We start from the raw sequence: 22,315 nt of genomic DNA on the forward strand, positions 1-22,315 counted from the left end.
CTTAAAATCAACACAATGAAATATTTTAAAACAGTAGCCGTACTGATACTGATGTCCTGCGCGAAGGAAAGCGATGAACAGTCGCAAAGCACGCATCCGGTATGGTCCCATGATGGAACAATGATTGCATTTATTAATAATGCGGAGGGAGTTGCGAAAAATAACGCAATCGATTTTGAAGTCTTTACCATGAATGCTGATGGAAGCAATCTTAGGCAGCATACATTCAATGATGCTTTTGAAGCAGACCTTGCATGGTCAAATGATGGAAGCAAAGTGGCCTTTAAGTCCTACAGAGATGAAAATGATGAGGTTTATGTCCTGAATTTGGAGGATGGGGTGCAAGTCAATGTATCCAATCATGCTGCTTACGACGGAAGTCCCCAATTCGTTAAGGGTGCGCTGTTTTTTGAATCTGAAAGAGATACTGAGATTGGTGAACTTTATCGGTATGATTTTATGTCCAACTCAATCATTCGGCTCACGAATAATGATTACCGGGAATCTGGAGCCGTTTGGTCTTCCGACGGTAAGCTGATTGTTTTTACATCCAATATGGATGGTGACGATGACCTATACCTGATGAAGTCTAATGGAGATAGCTTGGTCAAGCTAACGGACAATCCGCTAAATGACTGGTACCCACAATGGTCTCCGGATAATGAATCAATATTATTCACTTATGGAGACTGGGAAACTGATAAATGGGAGCTTAGAAGATTGGACTTGGAAACATTGGATGAAACGACCATTCTAAGTGGCAACGATAGTGGTAATGCGAGTTGCCACCCATTAGGAACCACGATTGCCTACGCATCTTCAAAACTTGGAGCTGGCCATGTCTTTTTGTTTGATCTGAATACGAAAGAAGAAACTCAGCTAACTGAATAATTCCATGCCTGCCTCTGCAAATATCGCTGTGCTGGAAAAAGTACAATCATTGGAAACTTATTTTCATCAATTTCGGGATAACATTATTGGAAAAGACAGCTTCATAGATGTTGGTGAAAGAAAAATGATCCGAATGCTTTATGCGGATTGGACGGCAAGTGGGCGGTGCTATCGGTTGTTGGAAGAAAAGTTGATCAATGACATAATGCCTTTCATTGCTAACACCCATACAGAGACCAACTATGTAGGCTCTTTTATCACAAACCAGTACTTGAGGGCTCGTGAGTCTATTAAGAAACATGTCAATGCAAGTTCTGAGGATGTGCTGATATCTTATGGATCTGGAATGACAGATGTGCTAAACAAGTTGCAGCGAATGCTGGGATTACGGGTTCACGAAAATTTTCATCATTCAGTCAAGGAAAGGCCAGTTGTCTTCGTTTCACATATGGAGCATCATTCCAATCATACCAGTTGGTTAGAAACCATTTGCGAAGTGATTGTTGTTCCACCTGATTCTCAAGGAATGGTTTCAGTAGCCCAATTCAACAATCAACTAGAGCGGTATCCCAATAGAAAGAAATTCATAGCTATCACAGCATGCTCAAATGTGACCGGAATAGAGACTCCTTACCACGAATTAGCAAGACTTATTCATGAGTATAATGGACATATCATTGTTGATTTTGCCTGTTCAGCCCCGTATGTTGATATAGATATGCATCTTGACTCTGAGGCATACTTAGATGCTATCTGTTTTTCACCTCACAAATTTTTGGGAGGACCCGGATCTTCTGGTATTCTTATTTTCAATAAAAAACTGTACAAAAACTCAATTCCGGATGTGTCGGGTGGAGGTACCGTAGATTGGACCAATCCGTGGGGAGGTAGGAGATACGTGGATCAATTTGAAGAAAGAGAAGACGGTGGAACACCAGCTATTCTCCAAACGATTCGTGCAGCGCTTGCCGTACAATTGAAAGAGCAGATGGGCGTAAGCAAGATTTTGAGGAGAGAAGAAGAGCTAATGGATATCATTTGGGATGGGTTTCAGGAAATTAAGGGTGTCAGCATTTTGGCTGGTAACGTACGTAGGAGGTTAGGTGTATTGTCATTTTGTTTTGATGATATTCATTTTGACGATGCTGTGCAGCTATTAAACGATCATTTTGGAGTTCAGGTGAGAGGTGGATGTTCCTGTGCAGGAACTTACGGACACTACCTTTTGGATATTGACGCTACACAATCAAAACAAATTACGGATCAAATTGATAGAGGAAATACTGTGGCAAAGCCAGGATGGGTGCGTTTATCCATTCATCCAACCATGACAAATGAAGAAGCATGCTATATGGTAGAAGCAGTTAGGGCGGTTTCAAAAATGACTTAAGCTTGTTTTATTAATCATTTAAAGAATCTTTAATCTTTTTTAGCCGTTAGTGTAATAAATTTGTTGTGTTTGGTACTAATACATCAAACACTTGTACAATGAGACAATACATCAAAAAATCAAGAAACATTCAACTGATAGCCCTGATACTTGGACTGTTGGTGAGTGGTGCTGTACTTACTCAGGACTTTAATTCTGATTCCGAAGGATTGGCTACAAAAGAAAACTCACTAGAGTCTTTTAAGAAGACAATTAAGAACAATAAAAACTTGATTGTTAATTCCTATCTGCTAGGGGTATCTATTTTCAAAGAAACATCTGACTGATATTCTAAATCGGTTTTTGACGCCATTTTTTCTTCTCACTGTGCTGTTTCTTCTCTTCCAGTCGCTTACGCTTCGATCCTTTCGTAGGCTGAGACTTTTTCCTCTTTTCTTTGTTATGAACGCCTCTGCCAAAAAAGCATCAAGTTTTTTAAAGGCAATCTCTTTATTCATCAATTGAGATCTTTTCTCATCTGCTGTGATTACTAGTTCACCATCTTTAGTCAATCTGGTTCCATGCGCCGCTTTGATAGCGTCTTTTTTCAAACTCCGTGAGGATTTGTGACTTCTCAACGTTAAATCGCAGCGTCACCTTCGTTTCTACCTTATTTACATGCTGACCTCCAGGACCACCGCTTCGTGAGGTGGTTAACTCAACCTCTTTTTGTATATGATTAACTGAAACTGGCTTCACGTCAGAATTTATGGTTTTCGTGTTGAGCTATGAATGAATTTCTCCGAACTCAGAAAAAGCTAAGATACGAAGATTGCTTGCGGACTCTTCTGAAAAGCTCTATCATCGAGCTATATTGATTACTTTCTACTTTATCGAAACAAATAGTGGCACACTTGCGTATGAATATCTGCAAAGTAGAAACTAATAAAATGATATTGGTATTGTTTATTTCAAAGCATGCATTAAGACAGAACTATCAAGTTCATACGATTGTAAAAATTATTTAGAAATATGAAAGGAACCAATCTCGGCGAGTTTGAAGAATTACTTCTGCTTGTCGTCCTCATTCTTCAAAAGGAAGCCTATATGCTCCGCATCAAGGATGAAATAAAAGATCAAGTAAATCGATCCATTTCCATGGGTGCGCTCCATACGACACTTAGTCGGCTTGAGAAAAAAGAATTTCTTAAATCGGAATTGGGCGGTGCAACAAAAGAGAGAGGAGGAAGGAAAAAGCGTATTTATGAACTAACAGCTGACGGCAGGGCAGTCCTCAATGAAGTAAAAGAACTCAGGGCAAGTCTTTGGAATCAAGTGCCGTCATTCGAATTAAAATTCATCAATGCCTAAAGCTTCACAGCCACCGAAATTTTCATTGAACCTTATCCGATGGTTTTGCAAAGATGAGCTTGTTGAAGAACTGCAAGGTGATCTGGAGCAGTACTACACAGAGACCAATCAAAGTACATACAAAGGACTAAAATATTGGTATCAGGTTTTCAATTACCTAAGACCATCTACACTTAAATCGTTTCAAAACTCAAATTCAGGACCTATGTTTATTTTCAATCCCATTCTGACCCTGCGAAATCTGTACCGTCACTTTTCCACCACACTGATAAGCCTTTTGGGATTCACGATGGGTTTAGTGGCCACCATTTTCCTGTACTTCTATATCTATTCTGAAGTATCGACAGATGATTTTCATTTGGAAAAGGATGAAATTTATCGAGCAGTGAGAGTATCTGAGATAAATGGAACACCCTATCGCATTGGTGTGACTTCAGCTCCTTACGCTCAAGCCCTCATTAATGATTATCCTTCGGATATTTCATCTGTTACCAGAGCACTACCCGAGTCCGGATTAGTAGCCGTTGGAGACAAGAGATTTCAGGAAGATGACCTTCTTTTCGTTGATCAAAATTTCTTCCAGTTTTTCTCATTTCCACTTGAAATTGGAGATAAAGAGTCCGTTTTGTCTACAGCGAACGCTGTGGTCTTAACTAAAGAGGCTGCGAAAAAGTATTTTGGAAATGAAGATCCAATAGGACAAATACTTGAAGTAGATAACACGTATGAATTTATAGTTACAGGGGTGCTGGCGGAGCTACCAGGAAACACACACCTGGAGTTTAGCGCCGTTTTGCCTATTGATTTATTTGAGCGTTTTGATTGGTTTGGCGGATGGTGGAATAATGGCTTGAATACGTATGTGAAAGTCCCTACGCCTGAGATTGCAGATAATTTGGAAAGTAAGCTTTCTCAATTTATGGATAAGTATATGGGGGACGATTTTGCTGCAGCAGGCAGCAGGGTGGACCTGGAGCTAGAGCCTTTGACCGAAATCTACTTTAACAATGAAACACGCTATGATTTTGCGCAGCACGGTAGTTTTTCTTCTATTGTCACACTCGGTGCGGTAGCTATTGCAATCCTATTCATTGCCTGTTTTAATTATGTCAACCTCTCTATAGCTCAGTCATTTATGAGAGCAAAAGAAGTGGGTGTAAGGAAAGTTCTTGGAGGATCTAGATGGCGTTTAATTGGACAATTTTTAAGCGAATCATTGATGATCTTGTTTTTCTCAATTCTCATATCCATCGGATTATGCGAACTGCTAAACCCTGTTTTCAATTCCTTTTTTGGCCTAGAAGTTGAGCTCAATTGGCTTGACCTGAATGTAATTACTTTCTTTTTCTCACTTGTGATTGCAATCTTACTAAGCTCGGGCGTTTATCCAGCTGTCTTGCTGTCGTCTTTTAGGTCAGTTGCTATTTTAAAAGGAAGTAAACTCACTTCTGGCAAGAATGTGGGATTGCGAAAAGCATTGGTGGTCACTCAGTTTGCCATATCCATCTTTCTAATTGTTGCCTCGCTGCTCATCTTTGTACAAACGAATTATCTCAACTCCAAAGACCTTGGATTTAGTAAAGAGGCCATCGTATTAGTCGATCTCAACAATTCCGAAATTCGCTCACAGCGCCAACAATTTAAAGATAGACTACTTTCCAGTGCAAATGTAAAAGGGGTGACGATGATGTCTGGAGAACCGGGAGGATTCCATGATGCGTCTAGTTTTGATGTAACAGGTTTGTCCGAATCACTTCGGATGCGTACGCTATTTACCGATACGGATTATTTCGATGTAATGGAGATCGACTTGGTCGCTGGTAGAGATTTTTCTCGGGAGCTTGATTCCGACGAGGGGTACACCGTGATTTTTAATCAAAAAGCAGCGGTTGACTTGGGACTTGAGCCCGATGAAGTGATCGGAAGAAAAATTTCCATGCCTGGTTGGGATATTTCAGATGTTCCGGTAGTTGGTGTTGTTTCTGATTACCATTTCAGCACGTTGAAGGACGAGGTTGAACCATTAGCTATTCTGGCAGGCGGTTTTCACCGAAAAATGGCTGTAAAAATCAATATGACGAATATGGAGGATGGACTGTTGCTGATCGACAGAACTTTCAAAGAATTAGCCCCGGAGTTTCCTATGTCTTATGAGTTTCTAGACGATAGCCTGAGAGATTTATATGAGAAAGAGCAGCAGCAAGCAAAAGTCTTTAGTGCATTTTCAGCACTCTCTATTTTCCTTGCTTGTCTGGGTATTTTCGGACTGGCAGCCTATGCATCTCAGCAACGACAAAAAGAGCTGGGTATTCGCAAAGTTTTAGGTGCTACCGCACAACAAATCATTGGTTTGATCTCCAGGGAGTTTGTCTGGTTGGTGGTGATAGCCTCGTGCATCGCCATCCCGATCGTCTGGTATTTTATTCAAAATTGGTTAGGAGAATATGCATACCGAATTGAAATGCTGGATTATTGGTATGTATTTGCATTTGGAGGTGTGGTGACAATCCTCATTGCATTGGTTACGGTTTCTATAAAAACGTACAAGGCAGCCATTTCCGACCCCACGGAGAGCATCCGGAGTGAGTAAACACTAAAGTGAAAATGGGTAGCTCAAAATGAAAGCTACCCTTTATTTCTTGTTACTGATTTACTTCTTTTCCTTAACTACGCACGTGCTTAGTCCAAATGGAGCATAAAGTGGGCAAAAACTCACAAAACTGGTAAGTACAAATACTACCGCTAGAATGAGTAATACAAGCCCCAATGTACCAGCGATCACATTTGTAAAGTATAGATACCCTATTACAGCAGCTATAATCAACCTGACAATTCGATCCGTGGATCCCATATTCTTTTTCATGGATGTAATGTTTAGTTGGACAAAAATTCAACGACGAGAACTATGCCATAAACGATGCTGATGCAAATGATGCACACTCCAACAAGTTTAGCGGCCTTTTCTCTGTTCATGTGATCAAAACTAGAGCGCCTGCCCGCTAAAAACAGTGACTTTGGTCACCACTGTATTATTTCTATGGTGTTGCTGTGCTGAAGTACTTTTCCTTCGATCTCCAACTTTTTCATAACGCGTGAAATAACTTCTCTAGCAGTACCAAGCTCATTGGCAATTTGGCGGTGGGATAGTTTGATTGGGTTTTGTTTTGTCAGGCTAGATTTTTCGGTCAGGTAATCCATAAGTCTAGTATCCATTTTATCAAAGATGACATGGCTAATCGTATCGAGTAGTTCGCTGTAGCGGAGGTTATACTGTTGATAAAACAATGTGTTGATGCTGGGGAATTGCTGAATCCATGATGCTACTTCATCGACTGGTAAAAGTAGAATTCTGGAGTCTTCTTCAGTAACTGCATGTACCTTACTCGGATCATTTTTAAAGCTAGCAGCAAAAGACATGATGCATCCTTCATTTGGTCGGATGTAATAGAGTAGGAGCTCTTTGCCCTTAAATCTTGAGTATACTTTCACGAGCCCGCTGAGTACAATGGGAATGACTTTTACAAACTGACCTTCGCGAAGTATCTCCGTGTCTTTGGGTATTTCCTTGACAACAGCAGATTCTTCAATTTTTTTCAACAATTCAGGAGCTAGAAAGGGGAGTGATTGATGTATCTCATTCATGCCTTAAATATAAGCTGAGCAAGACATTGCTAAGAAAGGCCCACATAGGTGAGCCTTTCGTTTGTTTTGCCTAAGCGTTTAATTGGTAGAAACGGAATAAATTCGAATTTCCAGATCGCTTGCTAGGTAGGGTTTTAATTCACGAACCACATCTTGCTGAAACAATTCTGAAGTTAGATAAGCCTTGGCATCTTCTTCCGTTTTGAATCCATGCAACACCTGAACATCTTCCGTTCTAAGAAGTAGCTGTTTTGAAACTGCTCCCTTGATTTGTTCTAAGAATGGTTGTTTGTATTTAGCATATACTGCACCTCCATTTCCACGGTTTTCTGCTTGAATATCCAATGTAATTTCCAGGTACGCTCCCGGATTATTTTGATCTGAATTTGTCATACTAGTTAACATTAAAAATGTGAACATGGCTATCGCCGATATTAAAAGTGTTGATTTAAAGAATTTCCTATTGCCGATTTTAGGTTTTAGTTTCTTCCGGCCATTACACCCCCATCAATGTCTAGAATAGCCCCGGTCACCCAGCTCGAATGATCCGAGAGTAAGAAGTAGATCGCGGATGCTATATCGGCAGCAGTGCCATTTCTTCCGATTGGATGAAAATTGTTGAATCCAACGAGAGCTTCCTTAGCTGCCTTTTCACTTCCAAATACTTCATGGTAAACTGGGGTGTCCACCACTGCCGGAGAAACAGCATTTACTCGGATGTTATAATCTGCCAGCTCCATCGCCAAATGTTGCGTGAGCGAATGAAGTCCTGCTTTCTGCATAGAGTACGCAGACGAAGGTGTGGCCTTCACAGCTTGCTTAGCCCACATAGAACCCACGTTCACAATGGATCCACCATTGCTATTCTTCATGATTTTTGCCGCTGCTTGTGTGATAAAAAAGAACCCACGGTTGAGAGCTAAATATGAATCATAATCAGAAGGTGTATGATCCAGGAAGGATTTGGGGCCAAAAATTCCTGAGGCATTGACCAGATAATCGAGGCTCTCGAATTGCGCTATTCGATTGATAAGTTCATTAGCTTCTTCGGGCTTTGTGATGTCCGTTTTGTACTTAATAAGATGCGCTGTATCAGCAATTTTTTCAGGATTTCTCCCTACTAAATGAACCAATACCCCTTCCGCTAGTAGTTGCTCTGCAATGGCTTTTCCAATGCCACTTGTGCCGCCAATAATTAATGCTTGTTTTGTCATTGTATCTATTGTTTGATTGACTCAAAGCTAGATTTAGACACAACCGATAAATGGTAAAATAGAGACTAAGAATGGTAAAATCGCCTCGACTATAAAAGACGTTTTTTGAGTAAATGAGCAATGTGCAGGGCACTTCGAAGAGCCCCTTCCATATATCCAGGGAATTGGGAAGCAGTTTCTGAACCTCCAATATGGAAAGTGCCATCAAAGAGTGGTTTCAAAAACGAAGGATGTCCATTGTTTTGATGGGGAAGCAGATCCGATTGATATGGGAGGAAAGTCAATGGATCATTTCTCCAGACTTTTTCTTCGTATCCAATGTATTGATCTGCTCGATCTCCAAAATATTTTCTTAGCTGACCCAATATCAAATCAAGTCGTTCCTGCTTATTCATGGAGTAGTATGCACCATTCATAAATCCTTTAAGTGCAAATCGAGCATTATCGAAATCGGAGTGATCGTACATTTCTGGAATAGGTCCGATGTTGCTGAAGATGGTTCCACTCAATTTGGACGCGCGCCAAAATGGCTCATCATAGTACAATCCTACTTTGATGGATTCACCCATCCAGGTATGTGTATTTTGTGACAGAGATGCAATGTTAGCAGGTAGCTCAGGTTTAAATTTTACAGAATTAAGCAGCAAATAGGGGGGCAGCGTGGAAACGACATGATTAGCCAGGTAGCGTTTCTTTTCTGTGTATATGAATGTGCCAGACGTTTGTTTTTCAATAGAAACTACTTGTTCGTTGGTGTCTATGGTACAGCTATCACCAAAGTTTTTGAGGAGACGATCAATTAGGGTGGAGGTTCCTTCTTTAATTCTAAAGCTTACATCTTCTCCGCTTGGAGGGAGGTTGACCAATTGAGGGGGACTTGTAGAAAGTGGCTCGTAGATGGCATTTTCTCCTAATGTTTGTTCGAACTGATCGATGCTTAAGTCAGACAGAAGTTTGTTGATTTCTGTGTGCTTTTTCCCAAACCATGTAGCGCCCATTTCGATGGGTGCCCGGCTTTCTTTCTTCAAGGTCAGAATTCTGCCACCAAGATGCGGACGAGCTTCGATTATGCGAATAGAGCAAGGCAAATCCCTTAAAAGGTAGGCCAAATAAAGACCAGTTAAGCCTGCGCCAATGATCACTACATCATCTTCTATTTCTTTCATTTGGCTGCAAAAGTGGATGTTCCAAATGAAACAAAATGATAGTATCGAGATAAAAAATGGTAAATCAGAGCAACTGCGACGAAAATTCTTTAGGCGTAAAACCCGTATGTTTTTTAAAATATTTGGTGAAGTAGGTGGGTTGATCAAAGCCGAGTTTATAGGCCAGTTCTTTAATGGAAATATTGGTGTTGGAAAGTAGCCGCTTCGCTTCTAGGACTTTTCTTTTGTGAATGATATTCAATGGGGTGTCATCAAGATAGGTCTTAGATATTTCGGTCAGTTTTTTCTTACTCACCCCGAGTTTTTCGCTGTATTGATCCACATTTAGTAGCGAATGCATATTGGCATGAATGGACTTTTTAAACTGGATTGCCAGTCTGTAATCTTTGTCTTTAGTATAGGAAAGACCAGTCTGTGAATGCTTGAGTCGCTCCACAGCAAGAATCAAAACCTGAAACAAATGGAAGACTTGTTTTGCATAATTGTGTTCCTGATTTTTCATTTCCTCTTCCAGCGTAGGTACCGTTTTTTCAAAGAGAGCGACTGTTAACTCAGGCAGGTGAATGTGAGGAGATCCCATGCCATTAAAGATTTTGTATTGTAGCCAATTATCGGCTTCCTGATCTTGTTGGTTTAGAAATGCATCATCGAAGTGGAATAACACTCCGGTGTTTGCTGAGTTTGAACAAAAATTATGCACTTGACCTTTGTCAAGGAAGAAAAGCGTGTTAGCCTCATGTGTGATCACTTCATAGTCTACGAAATGTTGCCCACTACTTTGAAACCAGATGAATTGATAAAATGAATGCTGGTGAGGCTTGTAACAATGAGTTTCATTCTTATCACAATAAGCTTCAGCATCATGCACTTGAAAGTGTAGCTTGGAATAGTCGTCTTTATACAGATGATACTTTTTGATTTTTTCCATGCGGAGTATGGGACGCTATATTCTACTTTGATAAGTGTAAAGCTCGAAGTATCTCCCTTCTTTCGCGATCAGTTCATCATGTGTGCCTCGTTCGGCAATCTGTCCATCCTCAATAACCAAAATTTGATCTGCTTTACGAATCGTACTGAGTCGATGAGCAATCACGAAAGTGGTGCGATCTTTCATCAAGTCATCCAAACTTTTCTGAATGAACGTTTCGCTTTCCGTATCCAGATTGGAAGTTGCCTCATCCAAAATGATGATCTTTGGATTAGCTAACAATGCGCGTGCAATAGAAATACGTTGCTTTTGACCACCTGAAAGCTTAACACCACGCTCACCTATTACTGTATTCAAACCATCCTCGAAACGGTCTGTAAATTCACTTACATATGCTCCTTTTACGGCTTCCTGTAATTCTTCTTCTGTGGCATCCGGCCTGGGGAAAAGAATGTTTTCACGGATAGTGCCTTCGAATAAAAAGTCGTCCTGCAACACCACTCCCAGATGCTTGCGATAACTGGAAAGGTTGACTTTCGTCATGTCTTGGCCATCGATTGTGACAGAACCTTTTTTAGTACTGAGAAAAGTAGCCGCTAAACTGGCTGTAGTTGATTTACCTGAGCCAGAGCTGCCAACCAGAGCGGTGACTGATCCCGGAGGAGCTTTGAATGAGATATCTCTGAGCACATCTTTACCCTCTTCGTAGGCAAAAGAGACATTGTTGAATTCGATATCTCCTATAACCTCTTGAAGTACAATCGGTCGATCATCCGTCATATCTTCCGGATCCATTTTCATGATCTCTTCGGTACGATCCAAACCTGCAAAAGCTTCCGTCAGCTGACTCCCTATGTTACTCATTTGAACAATAGGTGCGATCATAAAGGCGAGGAGGGAAATGAAGGAGATCAGTTCGCCGGAAGTAAGCTCATTTTCAATCATGAAGTACCCACCCATAGCTAATATGCCAGCACTGGCAAACCCAATGAGGAAGGTGCCAGAGCTTGTCACAATTGCGGTGGCAGTTAAACTCGACTTTACATTTTCGTATAGCCTGCGAGCGCCATCTTCAAATGTTTTATTTTCAGATGCTTCAGCATTGAATCCCTTAATTACTCGAACACCATTCAATGTTTCAGTAAGACGGCCGGTTACCTCAGCGTTTAGCTTACCTCGTTCACGAAAGATTGGACGTATTCTCCCGAATGCCTTGAGTGCGATGAAAGCGAATAGCCCAACAGGAACAAGTGTAAATATGGTCATCGAAGGACTTATGTCGAGGAGTAGAATCAATGCCAGCACAGAGGTTATTGTACCACCTATTAGCTGAACCAAACCTGTTCCTACAAGATTTCTAACACCTTCCACATCTGTCATTATTCTGGAGACAAGTGCACCTGATTTATTATTATCAAAGAAATTGATAGGTAGAGAGAGGATTTTCTTCTGAACCTTAACCCTTAGTTCTGAAATCAGGAATTGTGCCTCAACGCTCAAGATTCGAGTCAGTAGAAAGGATGAGACTGCTTGAACAGCGAGTGAAATTACAATGACTATTACAATGAGTTTAAGCATGGCAAAGTCTTGATTGGGGACAGCATCATCCAATAAGTATTTGGTAGCGGTAGGAAGTACCAACCCAGCTGGTCGACTAATGATGATGAGTAGAAGTCCTACGAAGATGGTTTTTCTTCTCGGCCAGATAATATTTCTGACAGCCCATGCGAAGGTTACATTTTTGTTCTTGCTCATTTGTTATATAGGTGAATTAAATTCGGACTTTTACTCTAACCCAAATAGAAGGAAAATAAATCCCACGTGAGCATTCTTGTTAAAATTAGAAGTATAAAAACAAATTTTATTGACTTCCTAAAGTCTCCAAAAGATTATAAATATCTCAATGTTGCCAATCTCGAGAAGTTGAAGGATGTGCTGGCGCTGGTTCTACTTGAACTCGCAATGATTATCCCTATAGGACTGCTGATTTATTTGCTGGAGGTATTTAAGATAATATCTCCCCCAGATCATCTTTTAGAAGACTCGTTTAAGGATATGTCATTTATAGAGCTCTTTTTTTATGCGGTAATTCTAGCGCCTTTTTTAGAAGAGATCATGTTCAGAGGATTTATTGTTTTGAAAAGATTTTACCCCCTACTTTTTTTCATTGAAGTGATGGCCTCCTTGGGAAAAAGGAAGTTCATACTTCTTAGACGGGTCAAAAGATTGTGGGGTCACATCTTTCCTGCTATGGTTGTTGCATCCAGTTTATTCTTCGGTTACGTGCATGTTTTCAATTATCAAGGTCAGGTAGATTCATTGCTTGTTCCTCTATTAATTGCACCGCAGGTTGTTTCTGGTTTTTTTCTGGTGTACGCCAGAGTGCGATATGGATTAGCTTGGAGTATGATCGCTCACGCGGCAACTAACCTCATATTATTGATACTGCAATTCACGATACCATTGGAATGATAGATGTTTCATGGTGGATTGTATCTATAGTAAATCTTGAAACCAAAAATCCACTTCGCCATCACCGGAGGGGTTGGGATAGGATCTTTTGGTTTTCTCGCCTAATCGAAAAGAGATTGGCTTTTTGAAAATAGGTCCGTCGTAGCAAAAGGTATGAAATTCTCCATGCTCTCCACATGGATCAATACCGACTGGTAAATCTTCTATGAACGATTGGTCAATGGTTCTACCCAAAAAACGTTCCCCAAGCCGGTCATTGGCACATACGATAACAGCCTTGAAGCCAAGAGATAGGAACTCATCAATCAAAATTGAGGTGTTTTTCTTCCAAAGAGGAAAGACAGTTTTGAATCCAAAGCGATTCATTTCTTTTTCACGATAAGACTTGAGGTCTTCGAGAAAGATATCACCGAAAGCTGATTGAGTGAACCCCTTACTCGAGAGTTGGTTCATCGACTCTTTCATTTGCTGTTCATACGCTTCCATGGAAGCAGACTGGGAGAGTTTGATCACATCGTGATCAATGCCCAGAGATTCAACTTGCTTTTCCAGTAGCGCTTGGGGTGTGCCATGCATGGTGACACGTCCATAATGCTCATTAATGGTCGTGATCAGCTTATCTACTTTATATCGCGAATCCTGCAAAAGATAGTAGAGCGCCAAAGCAGAGTCCTTGCCTGAACTCCAATGAAAGACTGTCTTATTAGCGGGCACAATTCACACATCTATTGCTTTCCGGCATTAATAGAATCCTTCCAAGTGGAATTGGCTGTTTACACTTGATACATAGTCCGAAATCCGGTTTACCCAGATTGTCCATTGCCTGGTTAAGTTTGCTGAGCTTTAGCTCTGCTTGTCGAAGGGCAGATTCTGTAATGCTCTTATTATTGATAGCATCCATGCGGGATATGCGCCCAATCGAATTATCCAATGTTACAGGTTTTGATTGCTCCTTGTAGTCTTTGATGAGGAGTTTTGTTTTAGCTATTTCTTCCTCGATCTTTTGCTTGATTTCGTCGACTTCCATAGGCGAAAGTATCAAAAATGTATTGGCAACGAGTTGATCTGATTATTTTAGTATTTAAGTAAGATAATTTTATATTATACAAAGACCAATTTTATGAAACACCCTAGAAAAATCGTTTTAATTTCATCCATCATAGCGCTGTTGTTTAGCGTTTCATGTGGGAAAGATGATGGAGATACCATAGACTTAAGCAATATAGAGTTTGCTTTCAGTCAATCAGATCCACCAATTGACCAAACTATAATAACGAACCTTGCGAATGCACAAGATCCGAATGCTTCGCAGATTGCATCACAGCTTTCAATAGCGAATCTCATGACCGCATTCCTCGGGTATTTTCAGGAAACGCCTGGAGCTGTACAAACCACAACGCCTATTGGAACATGCGGAGGAGATGCCGTGGTGTACACGTATACATCTACGGATGGATCTGATACGTATTCGATCGCATATCAAATTTGCGATTCTGGGGATAAATACACATTTCAGGTATTCGTTTCTGTCAATGGGGCTGATTTCAGTTTACTTGTTTACGCAGAAGAGACTAAAACGGAGCTTAAAGAAGGCTTAATGAATATTTATGCAGCTGACCCGGATGAGATTGCGGCAAGCACGGAAGTTGTACTGAAGTACACCTGGAAAGAAAATGCTGATGGATCACTTGATTATACAGCTTCAAATGATGATCAGGGATTCTTGATTTCCATGAAAATTAATGCAGATAATTCAGGTACATTGAGCTACACGTTTGATGGTCTTCTATCTTTTGAAGCAACTTGGAACGCTACAGGTACTGCTGGCACATTTACCAACTATGACAGTCAAGGTAATATTGTGAGCTCTGGAAGCTGGCCAGAATAATCGAAGTAAAAAATAGGTTAAAGGCAATCCCAAAAAGGATTGCCTTTTTTATTCGTTGGTGTTAAGATAATCTTCCCTTACCGGACAAAATACATCTAGTAATTTGCATGCTGTAATAGCCACACCAGAATGGGGAACATTTGATGGGATTACCGCAACATCACCAGGTTTCAATCTTTTGGTCTCGCCATTGACCGTTAATTCATATTCCCCCTCGAGGACATTTGCTACTTGCTCATGATGATGAGAGTGTTCGGGTAGGGGGCTGCCCTTTACTACATCCCAATAAGCAAAGGTCATTGTGTCTGTATGAACAAAGCGTACCGTATACCCCGGTAATATTTCTTTTGGATTGATTGTTTCTAGATTCTTAAATGGCATTTTCTATTCATTTTTGGTTGTCCACATGCGTGAGATAACTTCCCATCTGTCTTCAGATTTCTTTCTAAAGATAGAGCTGGCATATGAGGTTGTCTCTTTGGTCATGGTAACTTCTCCAAAAGTATATGTGAAGTTGATTGTGCCCTTCTCCAGAGAATAAGCCATGGAATCACTGACGTGAAGCTCCAGTAAATCAACTTCGTACGAATGAATGATTGTTTCAGATCCATTATTAGGAAACCAATATTTTTTGATTTCCCCCTTCCCGACAATTGGAGATACCCCACTTGGAATTATTGTAGCATCCTCAGCAAAAATACCTAAGACAGTTTCACTGTCGCCAGCTAACCAGCCATTGATATAATCTCTCCTTATTTGATTCACTGCGTCCAAATCTCTTTCGGAGAAAGCACTTTTTCTATCCCCGCACGACCCCAAAAGGGCAGCAATGCAAATGATTTGTATAACTCTCATTTCTTTTTGGTTGGCTTAGGCTTCAATGTTTCAATATATTGCCTGGATCGAATGAGGTACTCCTTGAGTTTGTCCGTATCCTTCAGAAGACTGTCAGGAATCATTACATACTCTTTCATCACAGCGCCATATGAAATGGCTGGCTTGGTGCCAAACTCCTTCTCGAATACTTCCTTCTCTTCTTTGGGTAGGCGAATAGCTACATAGCCTTCTTTTGCCACGAATGAAAACATATGACCATTAAGAGAGGTGTAGAAATTGTTTTTACCCTTCTTCTCTATGCCATCTACTGCCTCTATGAGTTGATCATAGTGTGCAAGGGTATCTTCTGGAATATTGTGCTTATTGGCCATCGTGGTTGTAAATTCTTCAAACGTACCCTAGATTTTTCAGTTGCTGATATATTGCCATGCATATCCACGCATCTGTAGCGGCATATTTTAATTGAGCCGGTGAGAGAATCTGATTTTCCCAATTAGATACTTGTTGATTTTTTGATATCCTTGATTCAAGAAAAACGGCAGCTAGCTTCTTTACGCCCATATGCTTTACGCCCAATTCACGGACTACATCATTGAGATCAGTGAAATTTTTGGGATTGAATTCGCGCGCTTTGTTCAAATCTTTTAAGTCGTCATCTATGCTGATGCCCAACTTCAGAATGGATTCATCTGCCATGAAATCAAATAGAGCGGTAGGATAGCCCATGTTATTCAGCCGAAAAAGGTAAGCGTTTTCCATTGTGGAAAGTTGAACCATAGCTGTATGGTTATATTCACCTTTAGTGAAGGTAGGTTTCTTTTCGGTATCAAATCCAACAACATCAAATCTACGGAGCTCTTTCACAGCTTCATAGCAATCTTCTTCAGTATCGAGCGTGTGAATTTTTCCTTCGAAAGCGAGTAGAGGGAGTGATCTTAAGTCTTCTTTTGTGATATGTTCGGCAAAACGGCTATTCACCTTTCTTAGCTATTTTTCTGATCTTATATCCGGTATATGCAACAAGAATGGTCATAAACGGACTGATGATATTAAAGAAACAATAGGGAAGGTAAGTTCCAGTTGAAACGCCAAGTACGCTGGCATGATATGCGCCGCATGTATTCCATGGAATGAGAACTGAGGTAACCGTGCCGGAGTCTTCAAGTGTTCTACTCAAGTTTTCAGGTGCAAGCCCTTTTTCGCGGTAGGTGTCTGCATACATACGACCGGGCACTACAATGGCCAGGTATTGATCAGCAGCGGTTCCGTTGAAAAAAATGCACGTACCTACGGTTGAGGTAATAAGTGAGCCCGTTGACTTTACTTTAGAGATAATCGCCCCGGCTATTCGCTTAAGCATGCCAGTACCTTCCATTACCCCTCCGAAAATCATAGCGGATAAAATTAACCAAATTGTGCCCATCATACCTGACATGCCCGAGCTGCTGAGCAACCCTTGGTCATCAAGGATGGCGTTGCCAGTAGTAAAGGAGGTACTACCAAACATGGCTTGCATTGTACCTATGAAATTGTTCGTGAGACCAGGAGATATACTGTAAAAATCATCATATAATATTCCATCAAAACTGGCTGTGGCAGCCACCTCAGCTACAAGGTTTGGCTGAAAAACAAGTGCAAAAACAGCACCAAGTAAAGTTCCGATAAGTAGTGCTGGAAGGGCTGGCATTTTCTTCACAATAAGTACAACAACAACAATCGGAACAATGAACAGCCAACCAGAAATATTGAACGTTCCTGCAATAGCTGCTAGAATTTCAGTTTTTCCTTCGATAGCCCCGCCAGAGGAGTTTGCAAACCCAATGATAAGGAAAATGATAAGGGCTAGAATGATAGAAGGTACCGTGGTTATAGTCATGTACCTGATATGAGTAAACAAGTCGGTTCCTGCCATGGCTGGTGCCAAATTGGTTGTATCAGATAAGGGAGACATTTTGTCCCCAAAGTAGGCACCGGATAAAATGGCTCCTGCAACAAGCCCTTCTGAAATTCCCAGAGCCTGACCAATTCCAATGAGTGCAATCCCAACAGTTGCGGCAGTAGTCCAGGAACTTCCTGTGGCAATGGAAACAATGGAGCATACAATGCATGCTGCTACCAAGAAGATGGTGGGGTTTAAAATTTGTAGTCCATAATAGATCATTGCTGGAACTACACCGCTCAACATCCATGTGCCTGCAAGCGCACCAATAAGCAATAGGATTAAAATAGATGCCATCGCAGAACTAATGCTCTTGACAATTCCATCCTGAATCTCTTGCCATCTATACCCAATACGGAAAGCGACAATTGCAGCAACACCGGCAGATAGGATTAAGACTATCTGATTGGATCCGCTTAAAGCAGAACTACCAAAGATTCCGACATTTACGATCAGAAGGAGAATAAGAAAAATAATAGGGATGAGGGCTTCAAGTAAGGTGGGTTCTCTTTTTGTTGTCATATTGTATCATTTCTCTAACCCTCGAAAATAGGGCTTTTCACAATACAAGGACAACTAAACCTACTATTATCCTATTTTCTTTCTAAACTGAGATCGATTTTAGCCCCCTAGGCCACGCGTAGGAAATCGATTTTTGAACAATCTACTTTTGCTTTCAATGAATGCAATATGTTGTATAAACCAAAAAATGTCCGATTGAAATAGATGAAATGACGAGAACCCCGAGCTTGCAATCGATTCATTTCAGGGTCCTTAGAAATTTGTTCCCCTTTCATATAAATTTCAGAAAAGTAAGCGTCATCACTGAAATCAAATATTCCATCATTGAAAGGCCTGGATAACAAGCGAATCAGATCAGTAAACATAGCGGTAACAGTTTTCACATCTTTTTCAGTGTCAGATGGTCGTATGATCTCTAATTGCTTAAAGAGTTGACTTACCCGCTCAGGGTTGTCCAAGGTTTCATAGTTAGCTAGTTCAAAATAAGCTTGGTAGAAATCGTTTGGAATATGTTTGATACACCCAAAGTCAATTACGCCAAGATCATTTTTGTCATCAATAATAAAGTTGCCAGGATGAGGATCAGCATGCATCATGCGAAGTTCATGCATTTGAAACATGTAGAAGTTCCAAAGAATTTGTCCCAAGCGATCTCTGCTTACTTGGCTTTGCTCGCCTTTCATCCAGTCTCCGATAGGCTCGCCTTCTAGCCAACTCATGGTCAATATCTGCGGTGCCGAAAGCTCAGGATAATATCTAGGAAAAAATACACCCTGCACTTGCTGACATTTCTCAGCGAAATCCATGGATTGCTTTAGCTCAAGGCCGTAATCAGCCTCTTCCAACAATTTTCCTTCCACCTCCTTCAAGTAAGGTTCTACTTCTTTTCCTTTCACATTCATCAATTTTAATGCGAAGGGCTTGGCAAGTTTTAAATCACTCTTTATGCTATCGCCTACTCCAGGGTATTGAATTTTAACGGCAAGTTTTTCTCCATTTAATTCTGCCTTATGTACCTGCCCCATGGATGCCGCATTGCTGGCACGCTTGCCAAACGTATCAAAAATTTCATTTGGATCTTTGCCAAGATTTGAAGTGAAGGTCTTTTTTACCAATGGATAGGAGAGAGGCGGGGCACTGTACTGAGCCATTGCAAACTTGTCTGAATATGCTTTTGGGAGTACATTTTGATCCATGCTAAGAAGTTGAGCCATTTTTAGCGCACTGCCTTTTAACTCACTAAGGGAGTCATAAATGTCGCGCGCATTATCACTATCAAGTTCTTCTTTATTCAGTTTACCATTGATTGCAGCCTTGCTGTATGCTTTCACATAATTAACTCCAACCTTAGCTCCAGTGGTAACAAACTTGCTTGCGCGTTTTACTTTTCCTATCGGAATTCTATCAAGTTCTTTAGACATTATGCTGTGGCTTTTGCAAAGCCCATTTTTTGTAAGAAAAATTTACTTAAGTCAATGAGTGAGTCTAATGCAGGCATTTCTCCAATATCAAAAGCGGTCCGTGTGGATTTTTCTATAAAAACATCCGTATCCTCTGCCGCTCCTGAATCATCTTTTACCCAAAAAAGAAGAGTTGCTATGCTGTGAGACCATAAAAATTTCTTATAAGCAGAATGAGAAACGCTTTTAGCTTTTTCTGGTAGGAATTCAAACGTCTTAGCCCAATCAATATCAGATTGCGTGATCAGTTTTTGGGTCTGATTCAATTCAGTAGGTAATTCATGAGGTTTTTTACCTTCGAGTTTGTATAGAATGTATGAACGATCTGGCTTTACAATTTCAAGCATTGTGTAGAGAAAAGAGAGGTGTTTCTCTCGACCATCCATTTCTTCAAAATCTGGATCATTGTTTATGACTTTCAAGGTTCGGGTGTAGTAATCTTCCCAAATTGTGGTTTCAATATTTTTTAAAGACCCAAAATGCTTATAAAATTCTTCATCGGATATTTTGAGATACTTGCATAATACTCTTACCGTTTCCGGTTTTTTACCTTCTTCCAGAAGATAATCCTGATATCCTTTTTGAATTGACGATTTCGTTATTGATTTTTTTGCCATGATCTAGGGTTTAATCTGCGTATAAAACCAAATATTCTAACTTATGGTTTTGATAATTTGATTTTTATTGAAAATTCTTGAATTATATTGAACGTTGTAAGTGAATTTTTCAAGAGCCATAAATTAACCATCTTTATTTAATGCACCGCCGCATCTGTTGTTTGATTATTTGTCTTTTTTCTTTTTTATCCAGTTTTGCTACGCATACCCAAGACGAGTCAACGGATACTATTGATATTATTTGGTACCCATCTGTGCCCTTTGTTTATGAGGACGATGAAAGTCAAATGGTGGGTATTGAGCCGGATATTATTCGAGCCTTCCAATCTTTTCTTGAATCAGAGAAGGGGCAGGTAATTTCACTAAACTGGGTCAAGACCGAAAGTTTTTCAGCTGTGCTTGAGAAAGTGAAAGACGGAGATAACAATACAATTGGGGTTTCCGCATTGTCAGTGACAGATGAAAGAAAAGTATATGCGGATTTTGTAACCCCCTACCTACCTGACATTACAGTGCTTATCTCTAGCAAGGGTACGCCGATTGTGAGATCTTATGAGGAAATGAATGAGATGATGAACTCATTGAATGCAATTACCATAAAAGATTCGAAGTATGATATGATGCTTTTAAATCTTAAGAAACAATCCGGAATAGATTTTGAAATTAGCTACATCGAAAGCGAAACCAATGCGCTTGAAGGAGTAAGCGCTGCGAATGATCGTTTTGGGTTTATTGATTTACCTGTGTACTTGATGTATGTAAAGAATGGCAGCAAGATTACACGTCAAAACTTTTTTACCGTAAAAGGAGAAGGTTATTCTTTCATGATGCCGAGAGGGAGTAAGTGGAAGGAGTCCTTTGATGAATTCATGACATCTGAAAAGTATAAAAATCAAATTTCTCAAATCATCTCCAAATACCTGGGAGAAGAACTCTATAGATTCATAGATGAAATTTATTCTGGAGAAGAACTTGGAACTTCAATTCTGACAAAAGAGAAGGAAATGCAGTTTGCCCTGGTGAGAAATGCAAACCTTCGTTTGAAACAGGAGCAAATGACGAGCAGGATACTAATTATTGGAATTGCAATCACCTCAATCTTTTTATTTGCAATCGGTTATCTCTTTTACAAGAATCAAAGAACCACGAACCTATTGATTGGACAGAAGGATCAAATAGATGATCAACAGGAAGATATTCGTTTGAAGAACGAACAACTGATGAATAGAAATGCGCAACTAGTAGCGCTTAATGAAGAAAAAAATAATTTAGTTAGAATTTTGGCGCACGACATTCGGTCTCCATTAAGTCAGATAATAATGGTGACAGATATTGTTAATCAAAATAAGAGTGAAAATTTTTCTGAAATGGAAGCAAAAATGCTTACTCAGGTCACCGCCAGTGCAGAGCGCATAAATCAGATGGTGACTAAAATTTTGGATGTAGACGGCTTGGAGCAGAATAGGATAAACGTACTTCAGGAAAGGGTAGATGTTCGGAACATCATGAAGGATATTGCGCAGCGCTATCGACCTATTGCAGCAAAGAAAAACATTGATCTAGCTGTTGAATTTTGTGAAAATCATAACATCATTCGTACCGACCATTTGCTGCTGTTGCTGGTGCTAGAAAACCTTACTTCCAATGCAGTCAAGTTCTCTGAACCAAATTCAACAGTGGAGTTGAGAGCAGAGTGTGCATACGATAGCGTGGTTTTCAAAGTGTCCGATGATGGGCCCGGGTTTTCTGAAGAAGATAAAAAGAAATTGTTTAATCGTTTCCAAAAGTTAAGCGCAAAACCAACTGGCGGTGAGGTATCTACGGGATTGGGTCTTTCTATCGTAAAGAAATATGTTCAGGATCTTGGAGGAAAAGTATGGGTCGAATCAGTAGAAGGTAAGGGGAGTACTTTTTTTGTTAAACTCACTGTATAACTGGTTCTAAGGAATAAGCGTGCGAGGTACACTCAAAATCTTCCAAAGTCGTTTTTAATTTCTTC

Annotated in this window: 25 protein-coding genes; 8 read left to right on the plus strand and 17 right to left on the minus strand. The window is 40.3% G+C overall.

All coding sequences use genetic code 11. The features are described from left to right. Positions 1 to 15: 15 nt before the first annotated feature. From ABJF57_RS19465 to ABJF57_RS19475, 3 genes are all read left to right on the plus strand, one after another. Complete coding sequence (locus ABJF57_RS19465) at positions 16 to 891, plus strand: TolB family protein (RefSeq protein WP_462233105.1); 876 nt, start codon at positions 16 to 18, stop codon at positions 889 to 891. A gap of 4 nt (positions 892 to 895) precedes the next feature. Next, positions 896 to 2,281 carry an aminotransferase class V-fold PLP-dependent enzyme gene (locus ABJF57_RS19470; RefSeq protein ID WP_462233106.1) on the plus strand — a complete coding sequence of 462 codons (1,386 nt, stop codon included), beginning with the start codon at positions 896 to 898 and terminating at the stop codon, positions 2,279 to 2,281. A 98-nt stretch (positions 2,282 to 2,379) separates the two neighbouring features. Then, the gene (locus ABJF57_RS19475; RefSeq protein WP_462233108.1) at positions 2,380 to 2,607 is read left to right on the plus strand and encodes a hypothetical protein; all 228 of its coding nucleotides are present in this window, start codon (positions 2,380 to 2,382) and stop codon (positions 2,605 to 2,607) included. A gap of 217 nt (positions 2,608 to 2,824) precedes the next feature. Here ABJF57_RS19475 and ABJF57_RS19480 read toward each other — a convergent pair whose 3' ends face one another. Next, positions 2,825 to 3,019 carry a peptide chain release factor-like protein gene (locus ABJF57_RS19480; RefSeq protein WP_462233110.1) on the minus strand — a complete coding sequence of 65 codons (195 nt, stop codon included), beginning with the start codon at positions 3,017 to 3,019 and terminating at the stop codon, positions 2,825 to 2,827. Positions 3,020 to 3,292: 273 nt separating this feature from the next. Between ABJF57_RS19480 and ABJF57_RS19485 the strand changes: the two genes are divergently transcribed. Both ABJF57_RS19485 and ABJF57_RS19490 read left to right on the plus strand, forming a co-directional pair. After that, positions 3,293 to 3,631 carry a PadR family transcriptional regulator gene (locus ABJF57_RS19485; protein WP_462233112.1) on the plus strand — a complete coding sequence of 113 codons (339 nt, stop codon included), beginning with the start codon at positions 3,293 to 3,295 and terminating at the stop codon, positions 3,629 to 3,631. Beyond that, on the plus strand, positions 3,624 to 6,221 hold the full coding sequence (locus tag ABJF57_RS19490; RefSeq protein WP_462233114.1) for an ABC transporter permease: 2,598 nt from the start codon (positions 3,624 to 3,626) through the stop codon (positions 6,219 to 6,221). Before ABJF57_RS19485 ends, ABJF57_RS19490 begins: the two co-directional genes overlap by 8 nt. A gap of 60 nt (positions 6,222 to 6,281) precedes the next feature. On the opposite strand, the gene ABJF57_RS19495 is transcribed toward ABJF57_RS19490, so the two are convergent. The 7 genes from ABJF57_RS19495 to ABJF57_RS19525 all read right to left on the minus strand — a co-directional run bounded on the left by ABJF57_RS19495 (position 6,282) and on the right by ABJF57_RS19525 (position 12,336). Beyond that, the gene (locus ABJF57_RS19495) at positions 6,282 to 6,494 is read right to left on the minus strand and encodes a YgaP family membrane protein (RefSeq protein WP_462233116.1); all 213 of its coding nucleotides are present in this window, start codon (positions 6,492 to 6,494) and stop codon (positions 6,282 to 6,284) included. A gap of 155 nt (positions 6,495 to 6,649) precedes the next feature. Then, positions 6,650 to 7,273, minus strand: coding sequence for a Crp/Fnr family transcriptional regulator (locus ABJF57_RS19500; protein WP_462233118.1), 624 nt, complete (start codon positions 7,271 to 7,273; stop codon positions 6,650 to 6,652). 78 nt (positions 7,274 to 7,351) lie between these two features. Further along, positions 7,352 to 7,666: a hypothetical protein gene (locus tag ABJF57_RS19505; RefSeq protein ID WP_462233120.1), complete on the minus strand. Its 315-nt coding sequence runs from the start codon at positions 7,664 to 7,666 to the stop codon at positions 7,352 to 7,354. 86 nt (positions 7,667 to 7,752) lie between these two features. Further along, complete coding sequence (locus ABJF57_RS19510; protein WP_462233122.1) at positions 7,753 to 8,487, minus strand: SDR family NAD(P)-dependent oxidoreductase; 735 nt, start codon at positions 8,485 to 8,487, stop codon at positions 7,753 to 7,755. 89 nt (positions 8,488 to 8,576) lie between these two features. Continuing rightward, complete coding sequence (locus ABJF57_RS19515) at positions 8,577 to 9,653, minus strand: flavin monoamine oxidase family protein (protein ID WP_462233124.1); 1,077 nt, start codon at positions 9,651 to 9,653, stop codon at positions 8,577 to 8,579. A gap of 64 nt (positions 9,654 to 9,717) precedes the next feature. After that, a complete protein-coding gene (locus ABJF57_RS19520) occupies positions 9,718 to 10,581 on the minus strand; it encodes a helix-turn-helix transcriptional regulator (protein WP_462233126.1) in 864 nt (287 codons plus the stop codon). A gap of 15 nt (positions 10,582 to 10,596) precedes the next feature. Continuing rightward, a complete protein-coding gene (locus ABJF57_RS19525) occupies positions 10,597 to 12,336 on the minus strand; it encodes an ABC transporter ATP-binding protein (RefSeq protein WP_462233128.1) in 1,740 nt (579 codons plus the stop codon). A 66-nt stretch (positions 12,337 to 12,402) separates the two neighbouring features. Between ABJF57_RS19525 and ABJF57_RS19530 the strand changes: the two genes are divergently transcribed. After that, positions 12,403 to 13,053 carry a lysostaphin resistance A-like protein gene (locus tag ABJF57_RS19530; RefSeq protein ID WP_462233130.1) on the plus strand — a complete coding sequence of 217 codons (651 nt, stop codon included), beginning with the start codon at positions 12,403 to 12,405 and terminating at the stop codon, positions 13,051 to 13,053. A gap of 24 nt (positions 13,054 to 13,077) precedes the next feature. Here the strand turns inward: ABJF57_RS19530 and ABJF57_RS19535 are convergent, their stop codons facing one another. Together ABJF57_RS19535 and ABJF57_RS19540 are read right to left on the minus strand one after the other, a co-directional pair. Further along, entirely contained in the window at positions 13,078 to 13,767 is a 690-nt protein-coding gene (locus ABJF57_RS19535; RefSeq protein WP_462233132.1) for a Dph6-related ATP pyrophosphatase, read from the minus strand. Next, positions 13,757 to 14,080, minus strand: coding sequence for a TraR/DksA family transcriptional regulator (locus ABJF57_RS19540; protein WP_462233134.1), 324 nt, complete (start codon positions 14,078 to 14,080; stop codon positions 13,757 to 13,759). The genes ABJF57_RS19535 and ABJF57_RS19540 overlap by 11 nt, the downstream gene beginning before the upstream one ends. Before the next feature lie 93 nt (positions 14,081 to 14,173). Here ABJF57_RS19540 and ABJF57_RS19545 point away from each other — a divergent pair, with 93 nt between their 5' ends. After that, a complete protein-coding gene (locus ABJF57_RS19545) occupies positions 14,174 to 14,941 on the plus strand; it encodes a hypothetical protein (protein ID WP_462233136.1) in 768 nt (255 codons plus the stop codon). A 48-nt stretch (positions 14,942 to 14,989) separates the two neighbouring features. Here ABJF57_RS19545 and ABJF57_RS19550 read toward each other — a convergent pair whose 3' ends face one another. The 7 genes from ABJF57_RS19550 to ABJF57_RS19580 form a co-directional block, all read right to left on the minus strand. After that, positions 14,990 to 15,322 carry a cupin domain-containing protein gene (locus ABJF57_RS19550; RefSeq protein ID WP_462233138.1) on the minus strand — a complete coding sequence of 111 codons (333 nt, stop codon included), beginning with the start codon at positions 15,320 to 15,322 and terminating at the stop codon, positions 14,990 to 14,992. Between the two features lie 3 nt (positions 15,323 to 15,325). After that, positions 15,326 to 15,796 (minus strand): YybH family protein, encoded by a 471-nt coding sequence (locus ABJF57_RS19555; RefSeq protein ID WP_462233140.1) that lies wholly within the window; start codon positions 15,794 to 15,796, stop codon positions 15,326 to 15,328. Then, entirely contained in the window at positions 15,793 to 16,149 is a 357-nt protein-coding gene (locus ABJF57_RS19560) for a hypothetical protein (protein ID WP_462233142.1), read from the minus strand. Before ABJF57_RS19560 ends, ABJF57_RS19555 begins: the two co-directional genes overlap by 4 nt. Positions 16,150 to 16,165: 16 nt before the next feature. Further along, on the minus strand, positions 16,166 to 16,756 hold the full coding sequence (locus ABJF57_RS19565) for a 3'-5' exonuclease (protein WP_462233144.1): 591 nt from the start codon (positions 16,754 to 16,756) through the stop codon (positions 16,166 to 16,168). Continuing rightward, complete coding sequence (gene nhaC / locus ABJF57_RS19570) at positions 16,749 to 18,239, minus strand: Na+/H+ antiporter NhaC (RefSeq protein ID WP_462233145.1); 1,491 nt, start codon at positions 18,237 to 18,239, stop codon at positions 16,749 to 16,751. Before nhaC ends, ABJF57_RS19565 begins: the two co-directional genes overlap by 8 nt. 107 nt (positions 18,240 to 18,346) lie before the next feature. Next, complete coding sequence (locus tag ABJF57_RS19575; protein WP_462233147.1) at positions 18,347 to 19,660, minus strand: ABC1 kinase family protein; 1,314 nt, start codon at positions 19,658 to 19,660, stop codon at positions 18,347 to 18,349. Beyond that, the gene (locus ABJF57_RS19580; protein WP_462233149.1) at positions 19,660 to 20,316 is read right to left on the minus strand and encodes a hypothetical protein; all 657 of its coding nucleotides are present in this window, start codon (positions 20,314 to 20,316) and stop codon (positions 19,660 to 19,662) included. The genes ABJF57_RS19575 and ABJF57_RS19580 overlap by 1 nt, the downstream gene beginning before the upstream one ends. A gap of 140 nt (positions 20,317 to 20,456) precedes the next feature. Between ABJF57_RS19580 and ABJF57_RS19585 the strand changes: the two genes are divergently transcribed. Then, a complete protein-coding gene (locus ABJF57_RS19585) occupies positions 20,457 to 22,250 on the plus strand; it encodes an ATP-binding protein (RefSeq protein WP_462233151.1) in 1,794 nt (597 codons plus the stop codon). The last annotated feature ends 65 nt before the right edge of the window (positions 22,251 to 22,315 follow it).

It is taken from the genome of Ekhidna sp., assembly GCF_039940915.1.
Taxonomy (GTDB): domain Bacteria; phylum Bacteroidota; class Bacteroidia; order Cytophagales; family Cyclobacteriaceae; genus Ekhidna.